This is a genomic window from Collinsella sp. LCP19S3_B11 (genome assembly GCF_052121915.1).
GTDB lineage: Bacteria > Actinomycetota > Coriobacteriia > Coriobacteriales > Coriobacteriaceae > Collinsella.
The window spans coordinates 1-24143 of record NZ_JBQKDI010000010.1 but is presented as its reverse complement, the minus strand read 5'-3'; the positions used below and the strand labels follow the sequence as shown (position 1 = coordinate 24143).

18 protein-coding genes are annotated in these 24143 nt (G+C 60.2%); 12 read left to right on the top strand and 6 right to left on the bottom strand.

From position 1 onward, the window contains the following. Positions 1-210 precede the first annotated feature (210 nt). From ACTQV4_RS06660 to ACTQV4_RS06635, 6 genes are all read left to right on the top strand, one after another. The gene (locus ACTQV4_RS06660; protein ID WP_441569520.1) at positions 211-1992 is read left to right on the top strand and encodes a 1-deoxy-D-xylulose-5-phosphate synthase; all 1782 of its coding nucleotides are present in this window, start codon (positions 211-213) and stop codon (positions 1990-1992) included. A gap of 565 nt (positions 1993-2557) precedes the next feature. Continuing rightward, positions 2558-3553, top strand: coding sequence for a glutamate ABC transporter substrate-binding protein (locus ACTQV4_RS06655; RefSeq protein WP_427718227.1), 996 nt, complete (start codon positions 2558-2560; stop codon positions 3551-3553). Positions 3554-3691: 138 nt separating this feature from the next. Continuing rightward, positions 3692-4351, top strand: a complete 660-nt coding sequence (locus ACTQV4_RS06650) for an amino acid ABC transporter permease (RefSeq protein WP_441560719.1) — start codon at positions 3692-3694, stop codon at positions 4349-4351. Then, on the top strand, positions 4348-5181 hold the full coding sequence (locus ACTQV4_RS06645; RefSeq protein WP_427747661.1) for an amino acid ABC transporter permease: 834 nt from the start codon (positions 4348-4350) through the stop codon (positions 5179-5181). Before ACTQV4_RS06650 ends, ACTQV4_RS06645 begins: the two co-directional genes overlap by 4 nt. Before the next feature lie 36 nt (positions 5182-5217). Further along, positions 5218-5982 (top strand): amino acid ABC transporter ATP-binding protein, encoded by a 765-nt coding sequence (locus tag ACTQV4_RS06640; protein ID WP_022094659.1) that lies wholly within the window; start codon positions 5218-5220, stop codon positions 5980-5982. Between the two features lie 87 nt (positions 5983-6069). Continuing rightward, entirely contained in the window at positions 6070-6879 is an 810-nt protein-coding gene (locus ACTQV4_RS06635) for a gamma-glutamyl-gamma-aminobutyrate hydrolase family protein (RefSeq protein WP_427718223.1), read from the top strand. Between the two features lie 70 nt (positions 6880-6949). Here ACTQV4_RS06635 and ACTQV4_RS06630 read toward each other — a convergent pair whose 3' ends face one another. Then, on the bottom strand, positions 6950-8830 hold the full coding sequence (locus tag ACTQV4_RS06630) for a diguanylate cyclase (protein WP_441015197.1): 1881 nt from the start codon (positions 8828-8830) through the stop codon (positions 6950-6952). Positions 8831-9041: 211 nt separating this feature from the next. Further along, positions 9042-9839: an alpha/beta fold hydrolase gene (locus ACTQV4_RS06625; RefSeq protein WP_441547031.1), complete on the bottom strand. Its 798-nt coding sequence runs from the start codon at positions 9837-9839 to the stop codon at positions 9042-9044. 236 nt (positions 9840-10075) lie between these two features. Between ACTQV4_RS06625 and ACTQV4_RS06620 the strand changes: the two genes are divergently transcribed. The 3 genes from ACTQV4_RS06620 (at position 10076) to ACTQV4_RS06610 (ending at position 12974) form a co-directional block, all read left to right on the top strand. After that, positions 10076-10852 carry a radical SAM protein gene (locus ACTQV4_RS06620; protein ID WP_441569519.1) on the top strand — a complete coding sequence of 259 codons (777 nt, stop codon included), beginning with the start codon at positions 10076-10078 and terminating at the stop codon, positions 10850-10852. 169 nt (positions 10853-11021) lie between these two features. Next, positions 11022-11909, top strand: coding sequence for a type I methionyl aminopeptidase (gene map, locus ACTQV4_RS06615; RefSeq protein ID WP_441015202.1), 888 nt, complete (start codon positions 11022-11024; stop codon positions 11907-11909). 123 nt (positions 11910-12032) lie between these two features. Beyond that, positions 12033-12974, top strand: coding sequence for a D-2-hydroxyacid dehydrogenase (locus tag ACTQV4_RS06610; RefSeq protein ID WP_441056356.1), 942 nt, complete (start codon positions 12033-12035; stop codon positions 12972-12974). A gap of 285 nt (positions 12975-13259) precedes the next feature. Here ACTQV4_RS06610 and ACTQV4_RS06605 read toward each other — a convergent pair whose 3' ends face one another. Further along, positions 13260-14645 carry a M18 family aminopeptidase gene (locus ACTQV4_RS06605; protein ID WP_441063020.1) on the bottom strand — a complete coding sequence of 462 codons (1386 nt, stop codon included), beginning with the start codon at positions 14643-14645 and terminating at the stop codon, positions 13260-13262. 161 nt (positions 14646-14806) lie between these two features. Here ACTQV4_RS06605 and ACTQV4_RS06600 point away from each other — a divergent pair, with 161 nt between their 5' ends. Together ACTQV4_RS06600 and ACTQV4_RS06595 are read left to right on the top strand one after the other, a co-directional pair. Further along, positions 14807-15892: a carcinine hydrolase/isopenicillin-N N-acyltransferase family protein gene (locus ACTQV4_RS06600; RefSeq protein WP_441560723.1), complete on the top strand. Its 1086-nt coding sequence runs from the start codon at positions 14807-14809 to the stop codon at positions 15890-15892. A 140-nt stretch (positions 15893-16032) separates the two neighbouring features. Next, positions 16033-17112, top strand: coding sequence for a 6-phosphofructokinase (locus ACTQV4_RS06595; protein WP_154514896.1), 1080 nt, complete (start codon positions 16033-16035; stop codon positions 17110-17112). Between the two features lie 513 nt (positions 17113-17625). On the opposite strand, the gene ACTQV4_RS06590 is transcribed toward ACTQV4_RS06595, so the two are convergent. Both ACTQV4_RS06590 and ACTQV4_RS06585 read right to left on the bottom strand, forming a co-directional pair. After that, positions 17626-20391: an FtsX-like permease family protein gene (locus tag ACTQV4_RS06590; protein WP_441569518.1), complete on the bottom strand. Its 2766-nt coding sequence runs from the start codon at positions 20389-20391 to the stop codon at positions 17626-17628. A 5-nt stretch (positions 20392-20396) separates the two neighbouring features. Continuing rightward, positions 20397-21098 carry an ABC transporter ATP-binding protein gene (locus ACTQV4_RS06585; RefSeq protein ID WP_427718202.1) on the bottom strand — a complete coding sequence of 234 codons (702 nt, stop codon included), beginning with the start codon at positions 21096-21098 and terminating at the stop codon, positions 20397-20399. 317 nt (positions 21099-21415) lie between these two features. Here ACTQV4_RS06585 and ACTQV4_RS06580 point away from each other — a divergent pair, with 317 nt between their 5' ends. Continuing rightward, on the top strand, positions 21416-22651 hold the full coding sequence (locus tag ACTQV4_RS06580; protein ID WP_441547024.1) for a chloride channel protein: 1236 nt from the start codon (positions 21416-21418) through the stop codon (positions 22649-22651). A gap of 206 nt (positions 22652-22857) precedes the next feature. On the opposite strand, the gene ACTQV4_RS06575 is transcribed toward ACTQV4_RS06580, so the two are convergent. Then, the gene (locus tag ACTQV4_RS06575) at positions 22858-23436 is read right to left on the bottom strand and encodes a methylated-DNA--[protein]-cysteine S-methyltransferase (RefSeq protein WP_441032934.1); all 579 of its coding nucleotides are present in this window, start codon (positions 23434-23436) and stop codon (positions 22858-22860) included. Between the last annotated feature and the right edge of the window lie 707 nt (positions 23437-24143).

Genomic DNA, 24143 nt, shown 5'->3' with positions numbered 1-24143 from the left:
ACTCACGGCGACAAGCCACAGCCTGCACGCATTGAATAAATCATCATCGAATCTACCAGTATGGCATCGGACAAAACGTTTTGCCCCACCAGTTGGCGAATTACCGCGCCGCCGTCACATATCAAACGCCAAAATGTGCGAGACTGTTTTGTGCAATTGTGCCGGCCGAGGGAGCGCCGGCGCTCGATTCGCATGGAGTAACCCACAACGATGCTGCTTACGCAAACGACAACGCCCGAGGACGTCAAGGCTCTCGACCGCGCCGAGCTTCCGCTGCTCTGCGGCGAGATCCGCCAGGCAATCCTCGAAAGCTCCGCCGCCGTCGGTGGGCACGTTGCTCCCAACCTGGGCGTCGTTGAGCTTACAGTTGCGCTTCATCGCGTGTTTAACTCCCCCATCGACAAGATTGTCTTTGACGTTTCGCACCAGACCTACGCCCACAAGGCGCTGACGGGGCGCGCGTACACCTATATCGATCCGGAGCGTTATGGTGAGGCTTCTGGCTTTGCCAATCCCGACGAGTCCGAGCACGACCTGTTTGCCATGGGCCATACCTCCACGTCGGTGAGCCTGGGCTGCGGCCTTGCGCACGCTCGTGACCTGGCGGGCGACACGTATAACGTCATTACCATCATTGGCGACGGCTCGCTTTCGGGCGGCCTGGCGTTTGAGGGCCTTAACAATGCCGCCGAGCTCGACAGCAACTTGATCATCATCGTCAACGATAACGACCAGTCCATCGCCGAAAACCATGGCGGCCTGTATCGCAATCTGGCCGAACTGCGCGCCAGCAACGGCGCCTGTGAGCGCAACGTTTTCCGCGCGATGGGGCTCGACTACCGCTATCTGGACACCGGTAACGATGTGTTAGCCCTCGTCGACGCGCTGCAGGAACTGCGCAATATCGATCATCCCATCGTGCTGCACGTCTCCACCGCCAAGGGCAAGGGCTTTGAGCCGGCCCAGAGCGACCCCGAGCGCTGGCACCACGTAGGTCCGTTTGACATGGCGACTGGGCGCAAGCTCTGCCCGGGCCATCCGAGCGAGCCTGCGCCGCGCACCTATGCCGACATTACGGGCGAGGCACTCAGCGCCGCCATCGAGCGCGATCCGCAGGTCGTGGGCATCACGGCCGCCACGCCCTACATCATGGGCTTTACATCCGAGCTTCGCGCCGCGGCCGGCAAACAGTTCGTCGATGTGGGCATTGCCGAGGAGCACGCCGTGACCTTTGCCACCGCGCTTGCGCGCTCGGGCGCCAAGCCAGTCTTTGGTGTGTACGGCACGTTTTTGCAGCGCGCCTACGACGAGCTGTGGCACGACCTGTGCCTCAACGACACCCCCGCAACCATCCTGGTGTTTGGCGCGTCGATCTTTGGCACCACATCCGAGACGCACCTCTCGTTCTTTGATATATCCATGCTGGGCGGACTTCCCAACATGCGCTATCTGGCACCGGCCTGCATGGAGGAATACCTGTCCATGCTGAGCTGGTCGCTCGACCACCGCGAGCATCCCGTGGCGATCCGCGTTCCGGGCATTGGCCTGGTTAGCCGCCCCGATTTGGCGCCCGCCGAGGACACCGACTACAGCGCCGTTCGCTACGACGTGGTGCGTCAGGGCCGCGACGTTGCCGTGCTCGCGCTTGGCGATTTCTTTGAGCTGGGCGAGCGCGTGACAAACCGCTTGGCTGCCGAATACGGCATAGAGGCCACGCTCGTCAACCCGCGCTTTGCAACCGAGCTTGACCGCGAGTCTCTCGATGGCCTTGCCGCCGAGCATCGCGTTGTCGTCACCCTCGAGGACGGCATCTTGGACGGTGGCTGGGGCGAGCGCGTCGCGTGCTACTTGTCCTGCACGCCCGTGCGCACGCGCACCTTTGGCATCGCCAAGGGCTTTCCCGACCGCTACGACCCCAACGAGTTGCTTGCTCAGAACGGCATAACGGTCGAGAACATGGCCGCCGAAGCAGTACGCCTGCTGAACGAGTAGAAAAACCTCCGCAAGAGAAGTACCCCTGCGGAGGTTTTTTCCCAACTCAATTGTCTCGATCTGTAACACCTAGAGGACAAATCCTCGCCCAATTGTTACAGATCTAGACAAACCGTTTTTGCCCCTGTTGTTTGTCTCAATCTGTAACAGATAGAGACCTTTTGTCCATCCAGATGTTACAGATCGAGACAAAACAGCGAGGCAGGCCGCCACATCTGCAAGAACCACCACAAAGGTGCCTGTCCCCTTTGTGATAGTTTTAAGTCATGGTCGGCGCGAAAAACGAATAGCCGTTCATACGCGATCTCCTTACTTATATATGTCGCGTTGCCGCCATTATAGCGACCGCCGCGAGCGACCATGCCGTCCGCAAAACGCTATCTCAGCTGTAATAATCGACGTTTGACCAGATAAAACCTGCCAAAATAAACCTGTCCCTTTTTGGTAGGTAGAATTACCCATAAGGTAAGTATGTTTCTGAGTTATTTCGTGTTGACCCATTTGAGCGCGATAGGGTATAACTCTATTCAACCGCTAGGGATTTTATTGAGAAAGGTGTTCTACCATGAGCAAGAACCTCTCCCAGCAGGTCGTTCTCGACCGTCGCGGCTTCATCGCCGCCACCTTTGCAACCGTCGCCGGCCTTGGTCTTGCCGGCTGCTCCGACACCAGCGCCGAGGCCGACAAGGGTTCCGCCGCCGGCTCCTCCAAGAGCCCCGAGGACACCGAGGCTTCCACCACGCTCGATGCCAAGGCATTCGACAAGCTCGTCGACAACGGCCCCAAGGCCGATGACGACGCCATCGCCGCCAGCACCTGGGCCACGGCCGTCAAGGACGCCGGCGTCTTTAAGATCGGTGGCGTTCAGACCTCCACGCTCTTCTCCCTCCTCAACGAGAAGGACGGCAAGACCCGTGGCTTCGACGCCGGCATCGCGCAGCTCCTGTCCAACTACATTCTGGGCGAGAACAAGGTCGAGATCACCCAGGTGACCTCGGACACGCGTGAGTCCGTCCTGCAGAACGGCCAGGTCGACGCCGTCTTTGCCACCTACACTATTACCGATGAGCGCAAGAAGCTTGTCTCCTTTGCCGGCCCCTACTACTACACCCAGCAGGCCATCCTGGTGCTCGCCGACAACGACGACATCAAGAGCGTCGACGACCTGGCCGACAAGAACGTCGCCGTCCAGTCCGGCTCCAACGGCCCCGCCATCCTGGAGGAGTTCGCCCCCAAGGCCAGCCAGCAGGAGTTCAAGACCGACGAGGAGGCCCGCCAGGCACTTCAGCAGGGCCGCGTTGACGCCTACGTCATCGACAACAACATGCAGCAGAGCGCCCTGGTCCGCGAGCCCGGTAAGTACAAGATCGCCGGCAAGCCCTTCGGCAGCAAAGAGCCCTACGGCATCGGCCTGCCGCTCGATTCCGACGGCGTCGCCTTTGTCAACGACTTCCTTAAGAAGATCGAGGACGATGGCACCTGGACCGAGCTGTGGCAGATCTGCATCGGCGATCGCACGGGCGACACCAACGTTCCCGAGCTGCCCGAGATCGGCGCCTAGACAGCGAGCCCAGTAACGGCCGCTACGAAACCATACGGAAACGCACGATGCGCTTTATTGCGCTAAACTGTTTCCACACTGAGTTGTCGGGGCTTCCGTACACACGGGAGCCCCTTTCCTTATCGGCGGGAGGTCCGCATGAGTCTCTCCGAGCTCTGGTCGCTCTATGGCCAGAACTATATCGACGCGCTGCTAGCAACCTGGGGCATGACGCTTGAGTCGTTTGCCATCGCCATGGTGCTGGCCGTCGCTGTCACCGTGATGCGCGTGTCGCCGCTCAAGCCGCTGCGCATTTTTGGCGACCTGTATGTTCAGGTCTTCCGTAACATCCCCGGCATCGCGCTGCTCATCATCGTCGTCTATGCGCTGCCGCCGCTCAAAGTCGTCCTGCCCTACCGCACCTGCGTTATCGTCGCCACGGTCCTTTTGGGCTCGGCCTTTGGTTCCGAGAACTTTATGAGCGGTATCAACACCGTCGGCGTCGGCCAGGTGGAAGCCGCGCGCTCGCTCGGCATGAGCTTCAGCCATATCCTCGCCAAGATCGTGATTCCGCAGGCGCTGCGCTCGAGCGTGCTGCCCATGACCAACCTCTTTATCGCCGTCATGCTCACCACCGCACTCGGCAGCCAGGTACCGCTTCAACCGCAGGAGCTCACCGGCGTGGTGAGCTACATCAACACGCGCTCGCTCGGCGGCGTCGCCGCGTTCTTTATCTCGGCGCTCGGCTACCTGGGCACGGCCTTTGTGGTGAGCCACATTGGCAACTACATCGATAAGAAGGTGAGGATCCTCCGATGAGCAAGCACTCCTCTTCTGCGCTCACCATGCGCGATGCGCTCTACGAGGCTCCCGGCCCCAAGATGCGCGCCAAGATTCGCATCGGCACCGCTATCTCACTTGTTGCCGTCGCCGCGCTCGCCGTCCTCGTGTTGCAGCGCTTTTATGTGACCGGTCAGCTTTCGGTCCACTATTGGTATTTCTTTACGCACCTCACCACCTGGAAGTTCCTGCTTGCCGGCTTTGAGGGCACCGTTAAAGTCGCACTCACCGCTGGCGCCATCGCGCTGGTGTTGGGCCTAGCCCTTATGCTCGGCCGCACCAGCGACATTAAGCCGCTGCAGCTGGTCTGCCGCGTGCTCACCGATTTCTTCCGCGGCGTACCGAGCCTGCTGTTCATCTACTTCTTCTTTTTGGTGCTGCCTCAGTACAAAATTGCGCTACCGTCGTTTTGGATGCTCACGCTCCCCGTCGCGCTCGCTGCAGCCGGCGTGCTGGCCGAGATCTTTCGCGCGGGCGTCAACGCCGTGCCGCGCGGGCAAGTCGAGGCAGCCCAAGCGCTCGGTCTCTCCAAAGCTAAAATCACCTTTAAAATCGTGCTGCCGCAGGCGATTCGGTTTATCATTCCGTCGTTGATTTCGCAGCTTGTGGTCGTAGTCAAAGACACCACCGTCGCCTACGTGGTGAGCTACCCCGACCTCATGCAAAATGCCCGCGTGCTCATTACCAACTACGACGCCCTCGTGTCGGTCTACCTGGTAATCGCGGTCATCTACATCCTCATCAACGTCGCGATCAACAAGGCCGCTGTCTACGTTTCGCACAAGACCGGCGCGACCATCATCCGCTAACGCTTTACCATTTCCAGTCATAAGGAGCCGAGCACCATGGCACAGAGCACCTCTTCCACCGGCAATCAGCCGCTGATCGAGCTCAGGCACGTCGATAAGCACTATGGCGATCTGCACGTCCTCAACGACATCAATCTCTCGGTCGACCGCGGCGAGGTCGTCGTCGTGATCGGCCCCTCGGGCTCGGGCAAGTCGACCATGTGCCGAACCATCAACCGCTTGGAAACCATCGACTCGGGCGAGATCCTCATCGAGGGCGAGCCCCTGCCGCAGGAAGGCAAGGACCTTGCCCGTATGCGTGCCGAGCTGGGCATGGTGTTTCAGCAGTTCAACCTGTTCGCACATATGACCGTGCTGCAGAACGTCATGCTGGGACCGGTCGACGTGCTGGGCGTCTCCAAGGACGAGGCCCGCGAGCGCGCCATGGACCTGCTGGGCCGCGTGGGCGTTGCCGAACAGGCCGATAAGGTGCCCGCACAGCTCTCGGGCGGCCAGCAGCAGCGCGTAGCCATCGCCCGCTCGCTTGCCATGCAACCCAAGGCCATGCTTTTTGATGAGCCCACGAGCGCCCTTGACCCCGAGATGATCAACGAGGTGCTCGAGGTCATGGTCCGTCTGGCCCAGCAGGGCATGACGATGATCGTCATTACGCACGAGATGAACTTTGCCCGCCGCGTGGCCGATCGCGTCGTGTTTATGGCCGACGGCCAAATCGTGGAAACCGGCACGCCCGACGAGTTCTTCGACCACCCCCAGACCAAGCGCGCCCAGGACTTCCTCAACTCCATCAAGGGCCACTAACCAGCAACCCCGTGGGACAAATCCATTGAAAGTGTTGTCCCACGTCTCTCATGCGCCCTGTCACCTTCAGATTCGAAAGCAGCACCCATGATCGGAACACGTACTTCCTCGTCCTATACCCCGCACGTCGACGTTGCCCCCGCCGACCGCCCGCTCATCCTGGTGGCGCCGCGCTGGGAAGAGGCAAAGCCGTTTTTAAGCGAGACGCTCTCCCCCAACGAGGAAATCGCCAGTGTCTTTGTCGATGCCATCCTTGCCGCCGGCGGCCTGCCGCTGCAGATGTCCATCACCGAGGACATTGAGGTCATCCGTCATTACGTCGATATCGCCGACGGCATCGCCATTCCCGGCGGCCCCGATGTCAATCCCAAACGTTGGGGCGATGATCGACCCTACGACCCCACCCTCTGCTGCGAGATCCGCGATAGCTTTGAGTTTAAGCTGGTCGACGAGGTGCTCCGCGCCAAAAAGCCGCTCTTTACCACCTGCCGCGGCACACAGCTGCTCAATGTCGCCACCGGCGGCACCCTGTGCATGGACGTACCGAGCCTGGGCGCGCGCGAGGGCCGCACGCAGTGGCGCCATACCCACGTGCTCAACGACCCCGTGCATCCCGTCGAGGTCGTGCCGGGCTCGCTTCTGGAGCGCGCGGTTGGCGGGCACAGGCTTATCCAGACCAACTCCGCACACCACTGCTGCGTCGAGCGTCTGGGTAAGAGCACGCGCTTGGTCGCCAAGGCAACCGACGGCGTTCCCGAGTGCATCGAAGTCGAAGGCCAGCCTTTCTGCCTGGGCGTGCAATGGCATCCCGAGTACACCTGGCAGACGCTCGAGACCGACTTTAACCTGTGGAAGTCGTTTGTCGAGGCGGCGGCCAAGGTAAAGCAGGCCCGCTAGCTCGCGAACCGCACAACAGATAAGGACGCCCCGCCGGCCACATGGTCCGACGGGGCGTCCCTTTGCCTAGCTAAACCGAAGGGAACGCGACAACGTCCGCAGGGCGCTCCAGCGTCTCGGCAATGCGATCGCGCACTTCGAGCAGACACTCGATAAGCAGCGGATTGAAAGCGCCGCACTCACCGTCCAAAATCATCCGAATCGCCTCTTCTTGCGAAATGGCGTCCTTGTACACACGCACGCTCGTCAACGCATCGTACACATCGGCCACCGAGACCACCTGAGCGGCAATGGGGATATCGTCGCCCTTAAGACCGTCAGGATAGCCCGTACCATCCCAACGTTCATGATGCCAGCGGGCGATTTGGTACGCATAGTCCAAAAGGGCACTTCCTTCATGGTTTCTGCCCAGATTGCGCAGCATGTCGGCGCCAATGGTAGTATGCGTCTTCATTATTTCAAACTCTTCGGGCGTCAGACGTCCGGGCTTGTTGAGAATCGCATCGTCGATCGACATCTTGCCGATATCGTGCAGCGCCGACGCCAACGCAATCGAAGAACGCTCCTCGTTGCCAAGAGAGTACTTGTCGCTCCGTCGCGCCAAGTCGCCAAGCAGCAGCTCAGTCAACTTCTCGATATGCGTGACATGCCTGCCGCTTTCGCCATTACGGACTTCCATGACGCTCGCCATGATGTCGACGAGTATACGGCTGTTATTGACGCGCGCATTGTACTGCTGCGACAGCAGACTCGTCAGACGACGCTGTTTGGTATACAGTCGAATAATATTGTTGACGCGACGGCGCACAATGCGGTCATCGAACGGGCGACTGATATAGTCCGAGGCGCCCAAATCGTAAGCACGTAACACCACGTCGTCGGTATCTTCGCTCGAGATCATAATAACAGGTAGGCTATCGAGGGCTGCCTGACGCGAAAGCTCGGCCAGCACCTCACAGCCGCTCATGTCCGACATGACAATATCGAGCAGCACGAGGGACAGGTCGCCACCATAACGGTCAACCGCATCGAGCGTGGCGCGACCGCTATCGGCTTCTAGAATGCGATAGTCGTCCTTGAGCATCTCACCGAGGATGGACCGGCTCACTTTGGAATCGTCGGCAATCAGCACCAGGGGCTTTTGGCTTTGGAAGGCCTCGATGGAATCGGCATCGGTCACGACCGTACCGGCTTTTGTCTTAGCGTGGCTCAGTAACTGGACAGCGCGGCCAACGCCCTCATCGACTGTCTCGCCATGAATGCGAACGCCACCAACACATGCCGTCAAGCTCACGTACTCATGGCCCGGAATAATCGTGGCATGAACGGCATCGGATACCTGATGCAGGCGACGGGTGAAGTCATCGGAGGGAATATTGGGCATGACGACCACAAACTTGTCACAGCCATAGCGCACAAGCTCGTCAGTCGAACGGATTCCGCTGCGTATGGCTGTCGCCACAGCACCGAGCGCAAGGTCGCCGGCATGACGGCCACACGTATCATTGACGACCCTAAAATCATCAAGGTCGATCATCGCAACGCCGGCATTCATGCGGGCGCTACGGAGCTTTTCCTCGTAATATCGGCGATTGCGCACGCCCGTCAGCACGTCGGTGTAGACAAGGTCCTCTTCTGTGGCCTCTTGCTCATCAATCGGACGCACCATCAGCAAGACGTGAGGCTCACCCTCGACCTTTAGAGGGCGCAGACGGGCGCGGTACTCAACACCATCGTTGAGCAGTTGCTCCGACACCTCACCCGAATCTGCCAAGGCCTCAAGACTCGACTGACGCAGACAAGGGCAGCGATCGCCGGCGAGCAAGCAGTTAGGCTCGCTCTTAATCTGATCGGCCGACAGCAAACGCACCACGGGGTAGGTCTTCGCGACGCGGGCGACCTCAGCGGCAGCCTCCTCGTCGGTTAGATTGGCCTCGTGACTATTGAGCATATGGGGCCCTTTCGATAGTTTCGCATGGTAGCGATGGGTTCCAAATGTTACAAGGGTAACACCTTGCCGATGCAGGTAAGCACGTGAATGCTGTTACATTTTTATGAGTTGGCAGGCGACGCGATTGAAGCCGCAGACGTGAGGTTTTGAGCACATTTGTTAACACGGCCGAAACGTTTGCGGGTGAAGGCTGTTTCGGCTATTGCAAGCGCTAGAGCCCCAGGATGCCACGAACAGTCTGGGCAGCCGCTGCCGGGCGATCGCGCAGGCCGTTGTGCGCGCCGGGAACCATTACGAGTGGACAGTCCAAAAGCTCAGCCGCCATCCTCGTGCCCGCCTCGCGGGGCGTGCCAATCGAGAGTTCACCCAAGAGCACGGCGGCCACCGTTTTCGACGCGCGAACGCTATCCCAATCGGGAACGCAGGTCATAGTAATCCCGTATTCGTTTGCCATGAAACTGCGGCCGTTGCGCAGGGCATGCTTGGCTTCTGCCTCGGTTAACTTGGGGGCCTCAGGGTCCGAATCGCCGATGGCGCCAAGGAAGGCCCGTAACGCCCTGGAGACCTTTCCCGCAGCGATCATCTCGAGCAAAACCGGGGCCGCGCCCAGGCCGGCGCCCTCATCCGTCACGGCAGGTTCATGCAGAATCGCACGCGAGATTATGGCGGGGTTTGCACGGAGAAGCTCCAGGGCCACCAACGTACCGGCACTGTGCGCGAGGACATTTGCCGGGGCGCCGGCATGTTGGATAACAGCTCGCAGGTCGGCAGCCTGAACTGCCAGATCGTAGCGTCCGTCTGCCGCATCGTCGCTCTCGCCGCAACCACGGCGGTCATAGGCAATGACGCGATAGCCACAGGCGAGCTCGCGGGCGATGCCGTCAAAAAATGTGCCGTCGACGCACGCACCGTGCACGCACACCAAGGCGGGCGCATCGGACGATACATCCGGGCCGGCATACTCGCGGCAGGCAATCGTGGTGCCCGCATTTTCGACCGTAAAATCCATGTTGTGATCCTATCGTCAACGCCATCAGGCCGCACCGAGGTGCGACTTGGACAGTCTGGCGCCATGTTGCGCATACTTAAATGCGTTTACTGTACCCGACTCGCACCCTTTCATGATAGGGTTCCGAAAACTCACCAGGCTGCACAGTTTCGGCTTAGACAACAGTGTCCAGACCCGCGATTGGCACGGGGGCCAATGCTATGCTTAAGTGCAACTGTCCCGAGGAGCATATGCCTATGTCTACGTTTTTGAATGCCAGCCCCATCTTTGGGCCCGTCCGCAGCCGACGCCTTGGACTCTCGCTCGGCGTCAACATGATGCCTGCCAGCGGCAAGATTTGCACCTTTGACTGCATTTACTGCGAAAACGGACTCAACGCCGAACGCCCCTGCCACGAGCCACACAACACGGCTGCCGTGGTGCTCGACGCACTCGAAGCCAAACTACGCGAGATGACAGTCGAGGGTGAGCTGCCCGATGTAATCACGTTTGCCGGCAACGGCGAGCCCACCGCCGCACCGGAGTTCCCGCAGGCTATCGCCGGCGCTGTCGCGCTTCGCGACCAGTTGGCCCCGAACACCAAGATTGCCGTGCTTTCCAACGGCACGCGCGCCGACCGTCCCCAGGTGCATGATGCGCTCATGATGGTCGACGACAACATCCTCAAGCTCGATACGGTCGATCCGGCATTTATCCAGCTGCTCGACCAGCCCGTTGGTCCCTACGACGTCGAGCACCAGATTGAGACGTTCGCGAGCTTTGAGGGCCACGTTATCATTCAGACGCTATTCCTAACCGGCGAGTACCAAGGCAAGTCTATTGACAACACGGGCGACGAATACGTCGGCCCTTGGCTTGCGGCGCTCGAGCGCATTCGTCCGCAGGAGGCGACCATCTACACGGTGGCGCGCGAGACACCAGTCGCTGGCCTTGCCAAAGCGGCGCCTGAGGTGCTCGACGCCATTGCCGCGCGCGTCCAAGCCCTCGGCATCCCCTGCCAGGTGAGTTACTAGCACCCGTCTGCCCAAGAGCAGCTAATTTGGGACGGGGCTTTTTTGACTGCTTTTGGGAGCGATATGGGCGGCGCAAGGCCGCGCGGACAAAAGCAGTCAAAAAAGCCCCGTCCCAAATTAGCTGCTCTGCGGGTGGGCTATACTAGCTGCGAATGAAAGGAAGTTAGCCATGTTTGACAATGGACCCGTGCCTGGCCGCAACGACGCTTGCTGGTGCGGCAGCGGCAAAAAATACAAGAAATGTCACAGCTCCTTTGATGAGCGCCTCGAGCGCCTGTGGGAAGAGGGCTGGAACGTCCTGCCCCGCACGCTCTATAAGACTCCTGCCGATATCGAGGGCATCAAGCGCTCGGCCGCCATCAACGTGGGCGTGCTCGATTATGTGGGTGAGCATATCACCGCGGGCATGACCACCAACCAGATCGACCAGATGATCTACGACTACACCGTCGAGCATGGTGGAACGCCGGCCGACCTCAACTACGAGGGCTACCCCAAGAGCGTGTGTACCTCGATCAATGACGTAGTCTGCCACGGCATTCCCTGCGATACGGACGTACTGCACGAGGGCGACATCATCAACGTGGACTGCTCAACGATCTTAGACGGCTATTTTAGCGACTCGAGCCGCATGTTCTGCATCGGCAAGGTCTCGGCCGAGCGCCAGCGCTTGGTCGACGTCACCCGCGCCAGCGTGGAGGCGGGTCTGGCAGCCGTCAAGCCGTGGCTGCCGCTGTCCGTGATGGCCGAGGCCGTACAAAAGACGGTCGAGGACGCCGGCTTTAGCGTGGTGCGCGAGTACGGTGGCCACGGCATTGGCAAGGAGTTCCACGAGGACCCGTTTGTGGGCTTTACCACCGAGGCGCCCGACGTGGACACTATCATGGTTCCGGGCATGGTCTTTACTATCGAGCCCATGGTCAACGCCGGAGCACCCGACATTAAGATCAGCAAGGGCGATGGGTGGTGCGTGCGCACCAAGGACGGCAGCGACTCGGCCCAGTGCGAGGTACAGCTCGTGGTGACCGAGGACGGCTACGAGCTGCTGAGCTGGTAGCCGTAGATGCGCCGGATGCTGACGGGCACGCTCGTCTTACATCCGGCGTTTTATTTGAACGTTTTGCCAGATAAAACCTGCCAAAATAAACCTGTCCCTTTTTGGCAGGTTGAGCGGAGAGGAATGCTTGTGAACATCCTGGTTTTGCTGCCCGTCAACGACCGCCATCGTGCAATTCTTGAGTCGAGCGCTCCGGGCGAGGATTTTATCTACACGAGCGCCGGCGATATCACGCGCGAACAGGTCGCCGATGCCGACGTGATCCTGGGCAACATCGACCCTGACATGCTCACGGCATGCGACCATCTCCAGCTGTTGCAATTGCAGACCGCCGGCTATGACGACTACCTTGCCGCCGGCACCGTGCCGGCTGAAGCCAAGCTGTCTTGCTCGATCGGCGCCTACGGTCAGGCCGTGAGCGAGCACATGTTTGCCATGGTCCTTTCCATGATGAAGCGCCTGCCCGGCTATCACGACTTGCAGCGCGAGCATCGCTGGGAGGATTTGGGGCCGGTCACCTCGCTCAAAAACGCCAACGTGCTGGTGCTGGGCGCAGGCGATATCGGTGGCCACTTTGCCACGCTCTGCCGCAGCATGGGTGCGCACGTCCGCGGCATCAAGCGCCATCCGCTCGTCTACCCCATTGTGTTTGAGGACATGGACGGCATGGATGCCCTGTCTGAGCGCCTGGCAGAGGCCGACATCGTCGCATCCTTTATGCCCAGCACGCCCGAGACCCGCGGTCTGGCGAACGCCGAGTTCTTCGCCGCGATGAAACCGGGCGCGTTCTTTGCCAACGGCGGCCGCGGCGATCTTGTGGTCGCCGACGACCTGGTTGCCGCTCTGGAATCGGGACATCTCGCCGGCGCCGCGGTCGACGTCACCGATCCCGAGCCGCTGCCCGCCACAAGCCCGCTGTGGGATGCACCCAACATGCTCATCACGCCGCATGTCTCGGGCTGGTTCCACCTGGCCGCCACGCTCAATAACGTGGTCGACATCGCCGCGGAGAATCTGCGTCACCTGCTGGCCGGCGAAACTTTACGTTGTTGGATTGAGCATTAGATTGTTCCGGCGTTTTACCAAACGCCGGAACCCCTCGACGCTGCGAGCCCGCCGTTTGGCCAATCTGCCGTTCAATTTCAAAGGCGCGACCAGAAGGTCAGCGCCTTTTCATTTCACGGCACCTTGGCTCAAACGGCGGGCTCTCGCTGACTTTTGCTCTACCTGCGGCGGTTCCGCTGGCGTCGGCTTCATCTGCAAGCCTTAGCAGCTCCGTCTTACCGTTGACATTGCGGCATTTGCCCAGATAAAACCTGCCAAAATAACCCCGTCCTTTTTTGGCAGGTTTTAGAGCTCCACACTTTCGGCGCCGTTGATGTTTAGGTCGCGCTCGTAGAAAGCCGTGAGGGCACGAATCGCGTACATCACGTCGCGCACGCCACCGGTCTCGTAGCTCGAGTGCATGGCCAGCTGCGGCAGGCCCACGTCCACGGCGTGCATGCTCGCCTGCATATTGGACAGATTGCCGAGCGTGGAGCCACCCGCCATATCGCTCTTGTTGGCAAAGGCTTGCGTGGGCACGTCTGCGTCATCGCAGATGGCCTGGAACACTGCGCGGCTAAAGGCATCGGTGCAGTAGTGCTGGTTGGCGGCTTCCTTGATGACGATACCGCCGTTGAGCACGACCTGGTTGTGAGCATCGCACTTTTCGGCGTGGTTGGGATGCACGGCGTGCGCGTTGTCGCAGCTCACGAGCATCGAGGCGGCAAGCGCACGGTGGTACGACTCGTCATCAAAGCCCAGCGACCCGTTAATGCGACGCAACGCATCGGCCAAGAACGTCGACATGGCGCCCTGCTTGGTCTCGGAGCCAACCTCCTCGTTGTCGAAGCAGCAAAAGACCGAGATGTCATGCGCATTCTCGGCGCCCAAAAATGCCTGCAGCGAGGTGTAGGCGCAGGCTAGGTCGTCGAGCTTGGGCGTCGAGATAAACTCGTCGGCCCAGCCCCAAATGCGCGCGTCCTGACGATTGACCAGGAACAGATCGCGGCCCAGAATCTGCTCGGGCTCGACGTCCAGTTCGTCGGCGATCAGAGCATCAAAGTCGCCCTGCTTAAGCTCGCCGGCGCTGATGAGCGGGCACAGGTCGACAGCGCGGTTGGGTGCAAAGCCCTCATTGACGCCACGGTTCATATGGATGGCAAGGCTCGGAATGATAGCGACCTCGCGCTCGGTGGCAAGCAGGCGGCTCTCAATACGGCCGCCCTCGCGCACCAGCACGCGTCCAGCCAGCGCCAACGGGCGATCGAACCAGGTGTAGTCGATCATGCCGCCGTAGGCCTCGGTGTTCAGGCGCAGCGTCTCGCCCGCGCCGTCAAGCTCGGGCACGGCCTTGACCTTAAACGTCGGAGAATCGCTGTGCGACGCCGTGAGCTGAAAATGATAGTCGCCGGCAACGCCGTCCTCGCCCCACGTCGCGGCCAGGTCCTCGCCCACCTTAAAGGCGATAACGCTCGAGGTGTTGCGCTGCGTGTAATAACGCCCGCCCGGCTCGATGTCCCACGCCGCATTCTCGGGCAGGTAGGTAAAGCCCGCCTCGTCGAGCTCGGCCATAATGGTCGCCGCCGTATGGAACATGCTGGGGCACGCCTCGATAAAGTCGATAAGGTCGTTGGCGGCCTCGATATCGTCGGCCGTCACATGCGCGCGTTCGGGCGTTTCCTGATCCGTCATGTTCTCCCCTTTCGCTGGGTTGATGGTCCCCTCCAGCATACCCCGCCACGCCAGCGCCGCACTCTTCATTCCATGTTTAATCCCGTGCCACTCACCAGGTTGAGCCATCATGCCCGCGCTCCTTTTGCGATAATTACGCTAACAGGACGAGAGGAGCCGTCATGAAGCCACGTAACATTGCCATCGCCTGCGGTGTCGCGGGAGTCGCCGTCGGCCTTGCCGCTGCCACCGGTATCCTTTACCGCAAGCAAATCAAGTCCGCCGCGTCGCTCAAACGCTTGACCGGCTACGCGGATGGCTATGACCTGTACGCAATCGACATCGCCTACGACTACGATCTTGATCGCATCATCGCCGCTGGCGTGCGCGACGACCAGGCCTACATCGATGCCGTGGTGGCGCAGGTGCTGCCCGGTGTGCCGGCACATGTCCAGGCTCCCCAGTTTGCCTGCAGCGCTTTTGTCGCCGTAGATGCCGAAGGCCGCGTGCGCACCGGTCGCAATTACGACTTTAAGGACGACACCTCGGCGCTGCTGGTGCGCAATCATCCACGCGGCGGCTATGCCTCCATCGGGTTTGCCGCCCTTAACAACCTGGGCGATAACACTCCGCTTGACTCCGTCGCCGGACGCGCCGCCGCACTCATGGGTCCGTTTGCCCAGCTCGACGGTGTTAACGAATGCGGCGTGTCCGTTGCCGTACTCACCCTTGATTCCAAGCCCTGTGACCAGGACACGCAACGCCCTGTCATCAATACCTCGCTCGCCATCCGTCTGGTACTCGACCGTGCCGCCACCACACAAGAAGCTGTCGACCTGCTTTCCGCCTACGATATGCACGCCATGGCAGGACGCGATTATCACTTCTTTATCAACGACGCCACCGGTGACGCGCGCGTAGCAGAGTGGGATCCGCACGATCCGGACCGCGCTTTCAAAGCGACTCCTGTACGCCAGGTTACGAACTTCTACCCCTGCTATGGCGACGAAGTGCTGCCCAACCAAAAGAACGGCGAGCTGGGCCATGGTAAAGAGCGCGCCGTCGCAATTGCCGATGTCCTTGACGCCCATGTCGGTGCCCAGGACGAAACGATTGCCTGGGAAGCCCTGCGCGCTGCAGCGCAAGAGCCCAATCCGGAAGACATCACCAGCAATACGCAATGGTCGGTCGTCTTTGACAATACCGAACCCGCCGCCGCTATTACGCTGCGCCGCCACTGGGGCGACGTCGACGCCTTCGCACTGTAAGGAGCCAGGCCCGTCGACCTTACGCTCGCCTGACGTTGTTTACATTTCTATACGCTTGAGCTAACACGTTTTACCCCCGTATCAACAGTGTGCGGGGGTAAACTTATGCGCATGTTATAACTTGCCCGGAAGGATTCATCATGCTTAGGATCGGTCTTCTTACCAGTGGCGGCGACTGTCAGGCGCTCAACGCCACCATGCGCGGCATCGTCAAAACGCTTATGACCAATAGCGAAGAACCTATCGAGATCTATGGTTTTGAGGACGGCTACCAGGGTCTTATCTACAGCAGGTTCCGCGTCATGACGCCCGCCGATTTTAGCGGTATCCTCACCCGCGGCGGCACCATTTTGGGCACGAGCCGCACGCCGTTCAAGCGCCTGGACATTCCCGAGGCCGACGGTGTCGAGAAGGTGCCCGCGATGGTCCACACCTATCACAAGCTGCAACTCGACTGCCTGTTTATGCTGGGCGGCAACGGCTCCACCAAGACCGCCAACCGCCTGCGCGAAGAGGGCCTCAACGTTATCGCTCTGCCCAAGACCATCGATAACGACACCTGGGGCACCGAAATGACGTTTGGCTTTACGAGCGCCATCGACGTCGCCACCAAGTGCATCGACGACATCCACACCACCGCCTCGAGTCACGGCCGCGTGTTCGTTATCGAGATCATGGGCCACAAGGTTGGCTGGATCCCGCTGTACGCCGGCGTCGCGGGCGGTGCGGACGTCATCCTGATTCCCGAGATTCCCTACGACATGGGTAACGTCATCAAGACCATCGAGCATCGCATGGAGACCGGCAGCCGCTTTACGATCGTGGCCGTCGCCGAGGGCGCTATCTCCAAGGAGGACGCGGCGCTGCCCAAGAAGGAGTACAAGAAGAAGCTTGCCGAGCGCACGAGTCCGTCGATTGTCTACGACATTGCCAAGGAAATCGAGGCCAAGACCGGTCGCGAGACCCGCGTCGCCATCCCCGGCCACACGCAGCGCGGCGGTCAGCCCGACGCCCAGGACCGCATCTTTGCGACCCAGTGCGGCGTTGAGGCGGCACTGGGCTGCCTACGCGGCGAGTTTGGCTACATGATTGCCCTGCGTGACGGCAAGATGTGCCACATGCCGCTCGAGGAGGTCGCCGGCAAGCTCAAGTTTGTCGATCCCCAGAGCGACCTGGTACGCGAGGCCAAGGCGCTGGGCATCAGCTTCGGCGACGAATAGCCTCGGCCGAAATCCATCCCATCGGGCCCTCCGACCCCGCCCGACGTATTTCGATTTGGCTCCTCCCTTGACTCCGTCAAAGGTCGCCAATCGAAATCGTCGGTCGGGGTCGGAGGGCCCTGCGTTTACATGCTCGCCGAGGCTATTCGTCTTCTTGCTGCGGGTGCCTAGGGCAGGAGGCGCCGTGCATTTTTGGGAGTTTTCAGCAGCCGAGGGTGCCTGCATACTGAATTTTGGGCGAAAGGCAGGCGCCATGGGCCGCATCTTGTAAAAACGAGCGGCTCTTGAGGCGTTGGGAGCTCAGAATCAGGGCTTTCAGCGCAGTTTTGTGTGCCCGCTCCCATACTCGTGGACTCCGGAATGCTGAATTCTCCGGAATTTGCACGCCGCCCCTGGGGGTACCTGCGGGTAAAAAGCAACCGCCCCGCCAAAATATGCATTCTGCGGGGCGGTTTATGCAATAAAGCGACTGCGACACGTCACAGCTCGCTACAACTTGAATCCAAGAACAGGTTACTCGGCGCTCTTGAGGGCACCGACCATGTCAATCTTGTTGAGGGTTCGGTTGGTGGCGAGGTTGACGATAATCGTAAAGCCAAACGAAAGCACCACAGCGAGCACGAAACTCAGCGGCTCGACCTCAACATCAAAGTACAGCGACGGCATCTGAAGAACGTACGTAAAGCTCTCGGCAAGCAGGCCACCCAGCGGCACGCCCAGTGCGGTACCAATCGCCGTAAGGATCAACGTCTCCTTATTGACGTAGTGGTGCACCTCGCCACGGCGGAAGCCCAGCACCTTGATGGTCGCCAGCTCGCGTTCGCGCTCCGAAATATTCGTATTAGACAGCGTAAACACCACCACAAACGACAGGCACGCCGCCATAAAGGTCACAAGCACTACGACCGAATTGGTAATCGTAAAGATCGCCTCATTGTTCTCCCAATGCTCGGCCGTACTCGAAATCGTAAGCCAACCGTCACTCTTAAGCTTCTTGCTAAACGCAATCTGGTCGGTCGACGAGCCCTTAAGCAGCACAAAGATGCCGTTAAGACGCGCGCTTCGGCCGAACGCGCGCTCATAGGTGCCCTGCGTCATATAAAGTGTGTTGCCCAGATAATTGAGCGAGATATCGCTAACCTTGACCTTGGTAACATTGAGCGACGAATCCTGGACCTGCGCCGTATCGCCCGGCTGAATCCCCAGCACCAGCTGTGAACTCTTGCTTAAATACACGTCCCCGTCACGCAGGGCGAGCGGTTCTTTGGACTCATCCTCCAGGCGCACGTAATCGTCCAGGTCATTCGTGCGGTCGTCGGGAATCACAATGAGCTGTACGGTCTCGCTCTTACCGCCAAACGTAAAGGTGACGTTGTCGGTCATAATCGGCAGGGTCGAGGTCACGCGCACGCCGGAGTCGCTGGCCGCGCTACGCTCTTCCAGCGCCGCACACGTCTGAGCATAGTCATCGGGATTGGCGACCACCAGCAAGTCATAGCGCGTGATGTGCCCGTGCTGTTTGGGCGAAAGCGCCACCGTCGTATCGCGGATGCCCATACCGCAGATCACGAGCGCCGTGCAGCCGGCGATACCGAAGATGGTCATAAAGGCACGTTTTTTGTAGCGGAACAGGTTACGCGCTGCCACCTTGTTCAAAAAGCCCATGCGGCGCCAAATAAAGCCGATGCGCTCAAGCAAGATGCGCGAGCCGGCTCGCGGGGCCTTGGGACGCATAAGCGAGGCTGGGGTCTCGGCCATCTCGTGGCGGCAGGCGATAATCGTGGCACCCACCACGCCCACGGCAAACAGCGCCACCGAGACGATCGAGGACACGATGTCGTACGAAAGCAGCATCTGGGGCAGTGAGTACATGTCATCGAACACCGTAAACAGGAACAGCGGCAACCCCACAAATCCGAAGATGTTGCCGAGTACGCCGCCGAACAGACATGCCCACAGCGAGTAGTCCACGTATTTGGACAGGATTCGCCCGCGTGAATAGCCGAGCGCCTTGTATAAGCCAATGAGCGTGCGCTCCTCCTCGACCATACGAGTAGCGGTGGTAAGGCTGATGAGCGCGGCTACGACAAAGAAAATAAATGGGAAAACCGTGGCGATGGCCTCAATCGAAGAGCTGTCGCTCTCGACGCTTGAGTAGCTTGCGATGTTACCGCGATCCTGGATGTACCAAGTGCATTCGCCCAGATCGGAAAGCTCGGCGCGTGCATCGGCAAACTGCTGGTCGGTGGCGGCGCGGCGCTGGTCCAAATCGGCCTGAGCCCGAGCGCGCTCCTCACTGCCCTGGGGCATGCGGTTGATGTTGTCCTGCTCAATCCCAAAGAGCATATTCGCCTGGCGCTCGGAGGCATCCAAGCTTGCCGGCGCGTCGACCGTCAGCTCTTGGGCGCGCACCTTCTCACGCTCGTCGCGAATCTTCTCGATATTACCCTTGACCTCGTTGATCTTTGTCGTGTAGGCATCTGAATAGGAGTTGAGGCTCTTGGCTCCCTCGACGATCACGTGGACCGCGGAGTAGGAAGAAGATGTCGCGGCATCCTCGCTCACATAGAACTTATAGTCCGCAGCCGAAGCAGCGCGAAAGGCGTTGACTGTCGAGTCGGAGCTCACATCAGTAGGATCGAGGACCTCGGCCGTAATGGTGTAATCACCCGCGGCAAACTGGTCCTTGGCGCTTTGGTTCGACGAGCTCGCGTCATTGGCGGCAAAACTCACCGTGTCGCCGAGCTTTTTGCCCGAAGCCTTCAGGAACTTCGAAGTCACCGCGACCTCGCCGGAGCTCTCGGGCAAATCGCCGCTCACCAGCACCGGTTGATCGATATTCTTCCTGGAAAGGCTCTGCACGACTACACGCTCGCGCGTGGTACCCACGGCGGTGTAGGCGGTCTCGGTGTAGATGCCCTCGGCCGTCTCGACGCCGTCGACCTCTTGGATAGCCGAAAGATCGTCGCGCGTAAGGCCATAGGTCGACTGCACGTTAATGTCATAGACATTCTGCTGGTCAAAATAGACGTCGACCGAATCGCGCAGATCCTCGCAGCCCGCCTTAAGACCGCACATCACGCTCACGCCGAGCGCGGTAATGACCACGATAGATAGGAAGCGCTTAAGACTGCCTCGGATTGTGCGGGAGATGCCACGGCGAAAAACCGTCGGCGCCATATCATTTGAGCTTTGAGCGGTACGGTAGGTCGCGAACTCCCGATCGTGACCCACGTGCTCCGTATCGTGGTTTTGGCTGTTTTGGCGATCTTGGTCCATGGGCGCTACCACTCGATCGTCTCGATAGGCACGGGATTTTGCTGGACCGTCTCGCTCTCCACACGACCGCTCTTAAAGCAGATCAGGCGATCGGCCATGGGCGCGAGCGCGGAGTTGTGCGTGATGATGATGACCGTAATGCCCTGCTTGCGGCAGGTATCCTGCAGCAGCTGCAAAATCTGCTTGCCGGTTTTGTAGTCGAGGGCACCCGTGGGCTCATCGCACAGGAGCAGCTTGGGGTTCTTGGCCAGTGCGCGGGCGATGGACACGCGCTGCTGCTCGCCGCCCGAAAGCTGCGCGGGGAAGTTGGCGAGGCGCTCGCCCAGGCCAACCTGGCGAAGTGTCTGTTCGGCATCGAACGAATCGGGGCAGATTTGCGCCGCAAGCTCGACGTTTTCGAGCGCCGTCAGGTTGGGAACCAGGTTATAGAACTGGAAGACAAAGCCGACGTCGGCGCGGCGGTATTCCACGAGCTGCGCCTCATTGGCGGAACTCACGTCGCGCCCATCCACCGTTACGGTGCCGGAAGTCGCCGTATCCATGCCGCCCAGAATGTTGAGCGCCGTGGTCTTGCCGGCACCCGAAGCACCCAGGATAATGGCGAGCTCACCGCGCTCGACCGTAAAGCTCGCGCCATCCAGCGCGTGAATGCGGGCGTCACCCTCGCCGTATGCTTTGACGACGTCCTTGAATTCGATATAAGCCATCGATTAATTCCCATCTGGTCGGATAACTCTTTAGTATTACCCATTTCGCACCGACCAAAAAGGGACAGGTTTATTTTGGCAGGTTTTATATGGGGAAACGAGGGTGCGGGCAGGCACCAGGACTGTCCACGGCAACCATTTGACCCAAACCGTATCCACCGCTATGATGCCACTGCGGAATGAATGTCTCCGTTGGGTGCGCCAGCCAAGAAGCTGCCGCGTTACCCTAAACCGCCTTGTTGCTGATGACTTCTGCTGTTACGTGATGCCCCTAGGCATCACGCCGCGGCAGGAGTCTTTTTTGTTTTGGAGGAGAAGTGTCGGAAAGCAGCGCATCGAGCAGAATCAAACGTCTGCTCAACACCTATAGCGGTCTTGTGCTTATGGGTGCCGTCGGAATCCCCGTCGGTATCATCGTTGGCGCCATCTGCGCGCTCTTTGGACGCGTGCTTTTGGCGATCGGCGCCTTCCGCGACGAACACATCACCCTGCTCCTCCCCTTCCTCGCCCTTATGGGCCTTGCCATCGTGTTTGCCTACCGCGCTTGGGGCAAGGGCACCGACCGCGGCATGAGCCTGGTATTCGACGTAGGCCACGGGCGTGAGGACGCCATCTCGCCGCGCTTGGTGCCGCTCATTATGCTGAGCACGTGGGGGACGCACCTCTTTGGCGGCAGTGCGGGACGCGAGGGCGTGGCCGTGCAGATCGGTGCAACCGTCTCACATTGGATCGGCCGACGTCTACCTTTCCGAGACCCCGGCAACACGTTTTTGCTTATCGGCATGGCCGCCGGCTTTGCCGGGCTCTTTCGAACGCCCCTTGCTGCCACGGTCTTTGCTATCGAAGTACTGGTCGCAGGACGCATGGAATACCGCGCGCTGTTTCCCGCGCTTACAGCCTCGCTCGCCGCAAGTATGACCTCCGGTGCCCTGGGACTCGAGAAGTTCGAGGTCGCCGTTGTCGCCTCATGCGCGCTTGATCTCCCCGGTCTTGGACGGCTTGCGGTACTAGGCATCGCGTTTGGCATGGTAGGCGGTGCCTTTGCCTGGTGCCTTGCGCATGCCAAGACCCTTGCGGCGCGGCTGCTCCCCAACCCCTATGCGCGCATCGCCGCTATCGGCATCGCGCTATCGGCGATTCTGTTCGCACTGTGGCAGGGTCGATACTGCGGCCTTGGCACCAACCTGATATCGGCGGCGCTCAACGGTAACGGTAAGGTCGCCATCATGCCTTGGGACTGGGCGCTCAAATTCGTACTCACCATCGCCACACTTGCCGCAGGATATCAAGGTGGTGAGGTAACGCCGTTGTTCTCCATCGGAGCCAGCCTGGGTGTCGTACTCGCCGGGATTCTCGGCATGCCCGCCGAACTCTGCGCCGCGCTGGGCTACGCAGCCGTCTTTGGCAGCGCCACCAATACGCTGCTCGCACCCATCCTTATTGGCTGCGAGGTCTTCGGCTTTGGTAATCTGCCGATGTTCTTTATTGTCTGCGTCGTGGCTTACCTGTTCAACATGGATAAGTCGATCTACGCCCTGCAGAAGCGGGCGTAGAAAGATGTCCAAGCAGGTGGTCTCAACCGGAAACGGCGTCCCACTCTGAGGCTGTATTCCGGGACACGGTTTCCGCTTGGGACGCCATTCGGAAAGCGCATCCCGCTTTAAAACGGAATTCCGGGACGTGGTTTCCGTCTGAGTCTCCATTCGGAAAGCGTGTCCCGTTCTTTCACGGCATCTTGGCTATGCAAAGTGCTCGAACGCTAGTCCTCGTACGCGCCCTCAAGCCGCAGCAGCCACTCCTTGCGGTTGAGGCCGCCGGCATATCCGTTGAGCGAGCCGTCGGCCGCCACCACGCGATGGCACGGCACGATAATCGAAATAGGGTTGCGAGCGACCGCAGCCCCCACCGCACGAGGAGACACAACGGAGTCCTCGTTCCCCGGCACCCGATGGCGGGCGGCGATACGAGCCGCAATCTCGCCATACGTGGCGACCTCGCCACGCGGAATAGAAAGCAGCTCAAACCAAACTTCACGCTGAAACGCCGTACCGATCATATGCAACGGCGGCGTATACCGAGGCTCCTGCCCTGCAAAATAAGCATTCAGCCAAGCCCACGAACGCTCAAGCACCGAAGAAGCCGCACCATGAGCCGGACTCGCCGACGACATGCCACCAGCACCGGAAACCGCATCGGCCCCTTCAACATGTTCGGAGTCTTCCCGGAGAAGCGTGGAGCCAAAGTGCTCCTGCCCCTCAAACCAAAGCCCCGTCAAACCGCGGCCATCAGCGGCAAGCAGGATTTCGCCCAAAGGCGAAGCAAACGTCGTCGTGACCACCAGCGGCTCCTTTCAAAACTCCGCACCATAATACCGCGAATTGTGCAGACAACCTGTCTGATACGTCCGGGCAGGCTCGTAATTGTTTAAGCGAGGCCGCTTTCCCCAATCAAGAGAAGAAAACGCGGGGCTTCGACGTCAGGGCGGTACCCATGCCAGCTGAGCTCTAATACTTTTCCCGAGAAGTGAACGAGTAAAAACGAGGCCCCGGAGCATCCACACTTTTTGATTACAAAACCGCAGGATTCGCGCAGCAAAGCCGCAGGAAATAGCGGTCAAAATATGCCAATGCTTCGGGGGTCCAAAATAGGTCGTTCACTTCTCGGGAAAAGTATTCAACTTCAATTCACCCCAACCCCAAAGTCACCTCAGGCAGCAGGCGCGAAGCGCCGCAGCTGCCGTCACGGACCCGCAGCCCCCAAAGGAGGCAGGCGCAAAGCGCCGAGGCCGCCGCCGGGACCAGGGCCCGCAACGGCCACGTGCCCGCACATCAGCCCAGCGGCCCCAACCAACAACGGCCCCATCGCAGGCCGCTCGCAGCCGAGTCACTGCAGGCGGGGCCGGGCTTAGCTTTCAGAACACTCCGCAGACCAGTGGGGGGGGGGGGGGGGGGGGGGGGGGGGGGGGGGGGGGGGGGGGGGGGGGGGGGGTGGGGGGGGTGGTCGGGCTGGCGGTTTGGTGTGGGGGGGCGCCGCGCGGCTCAACGA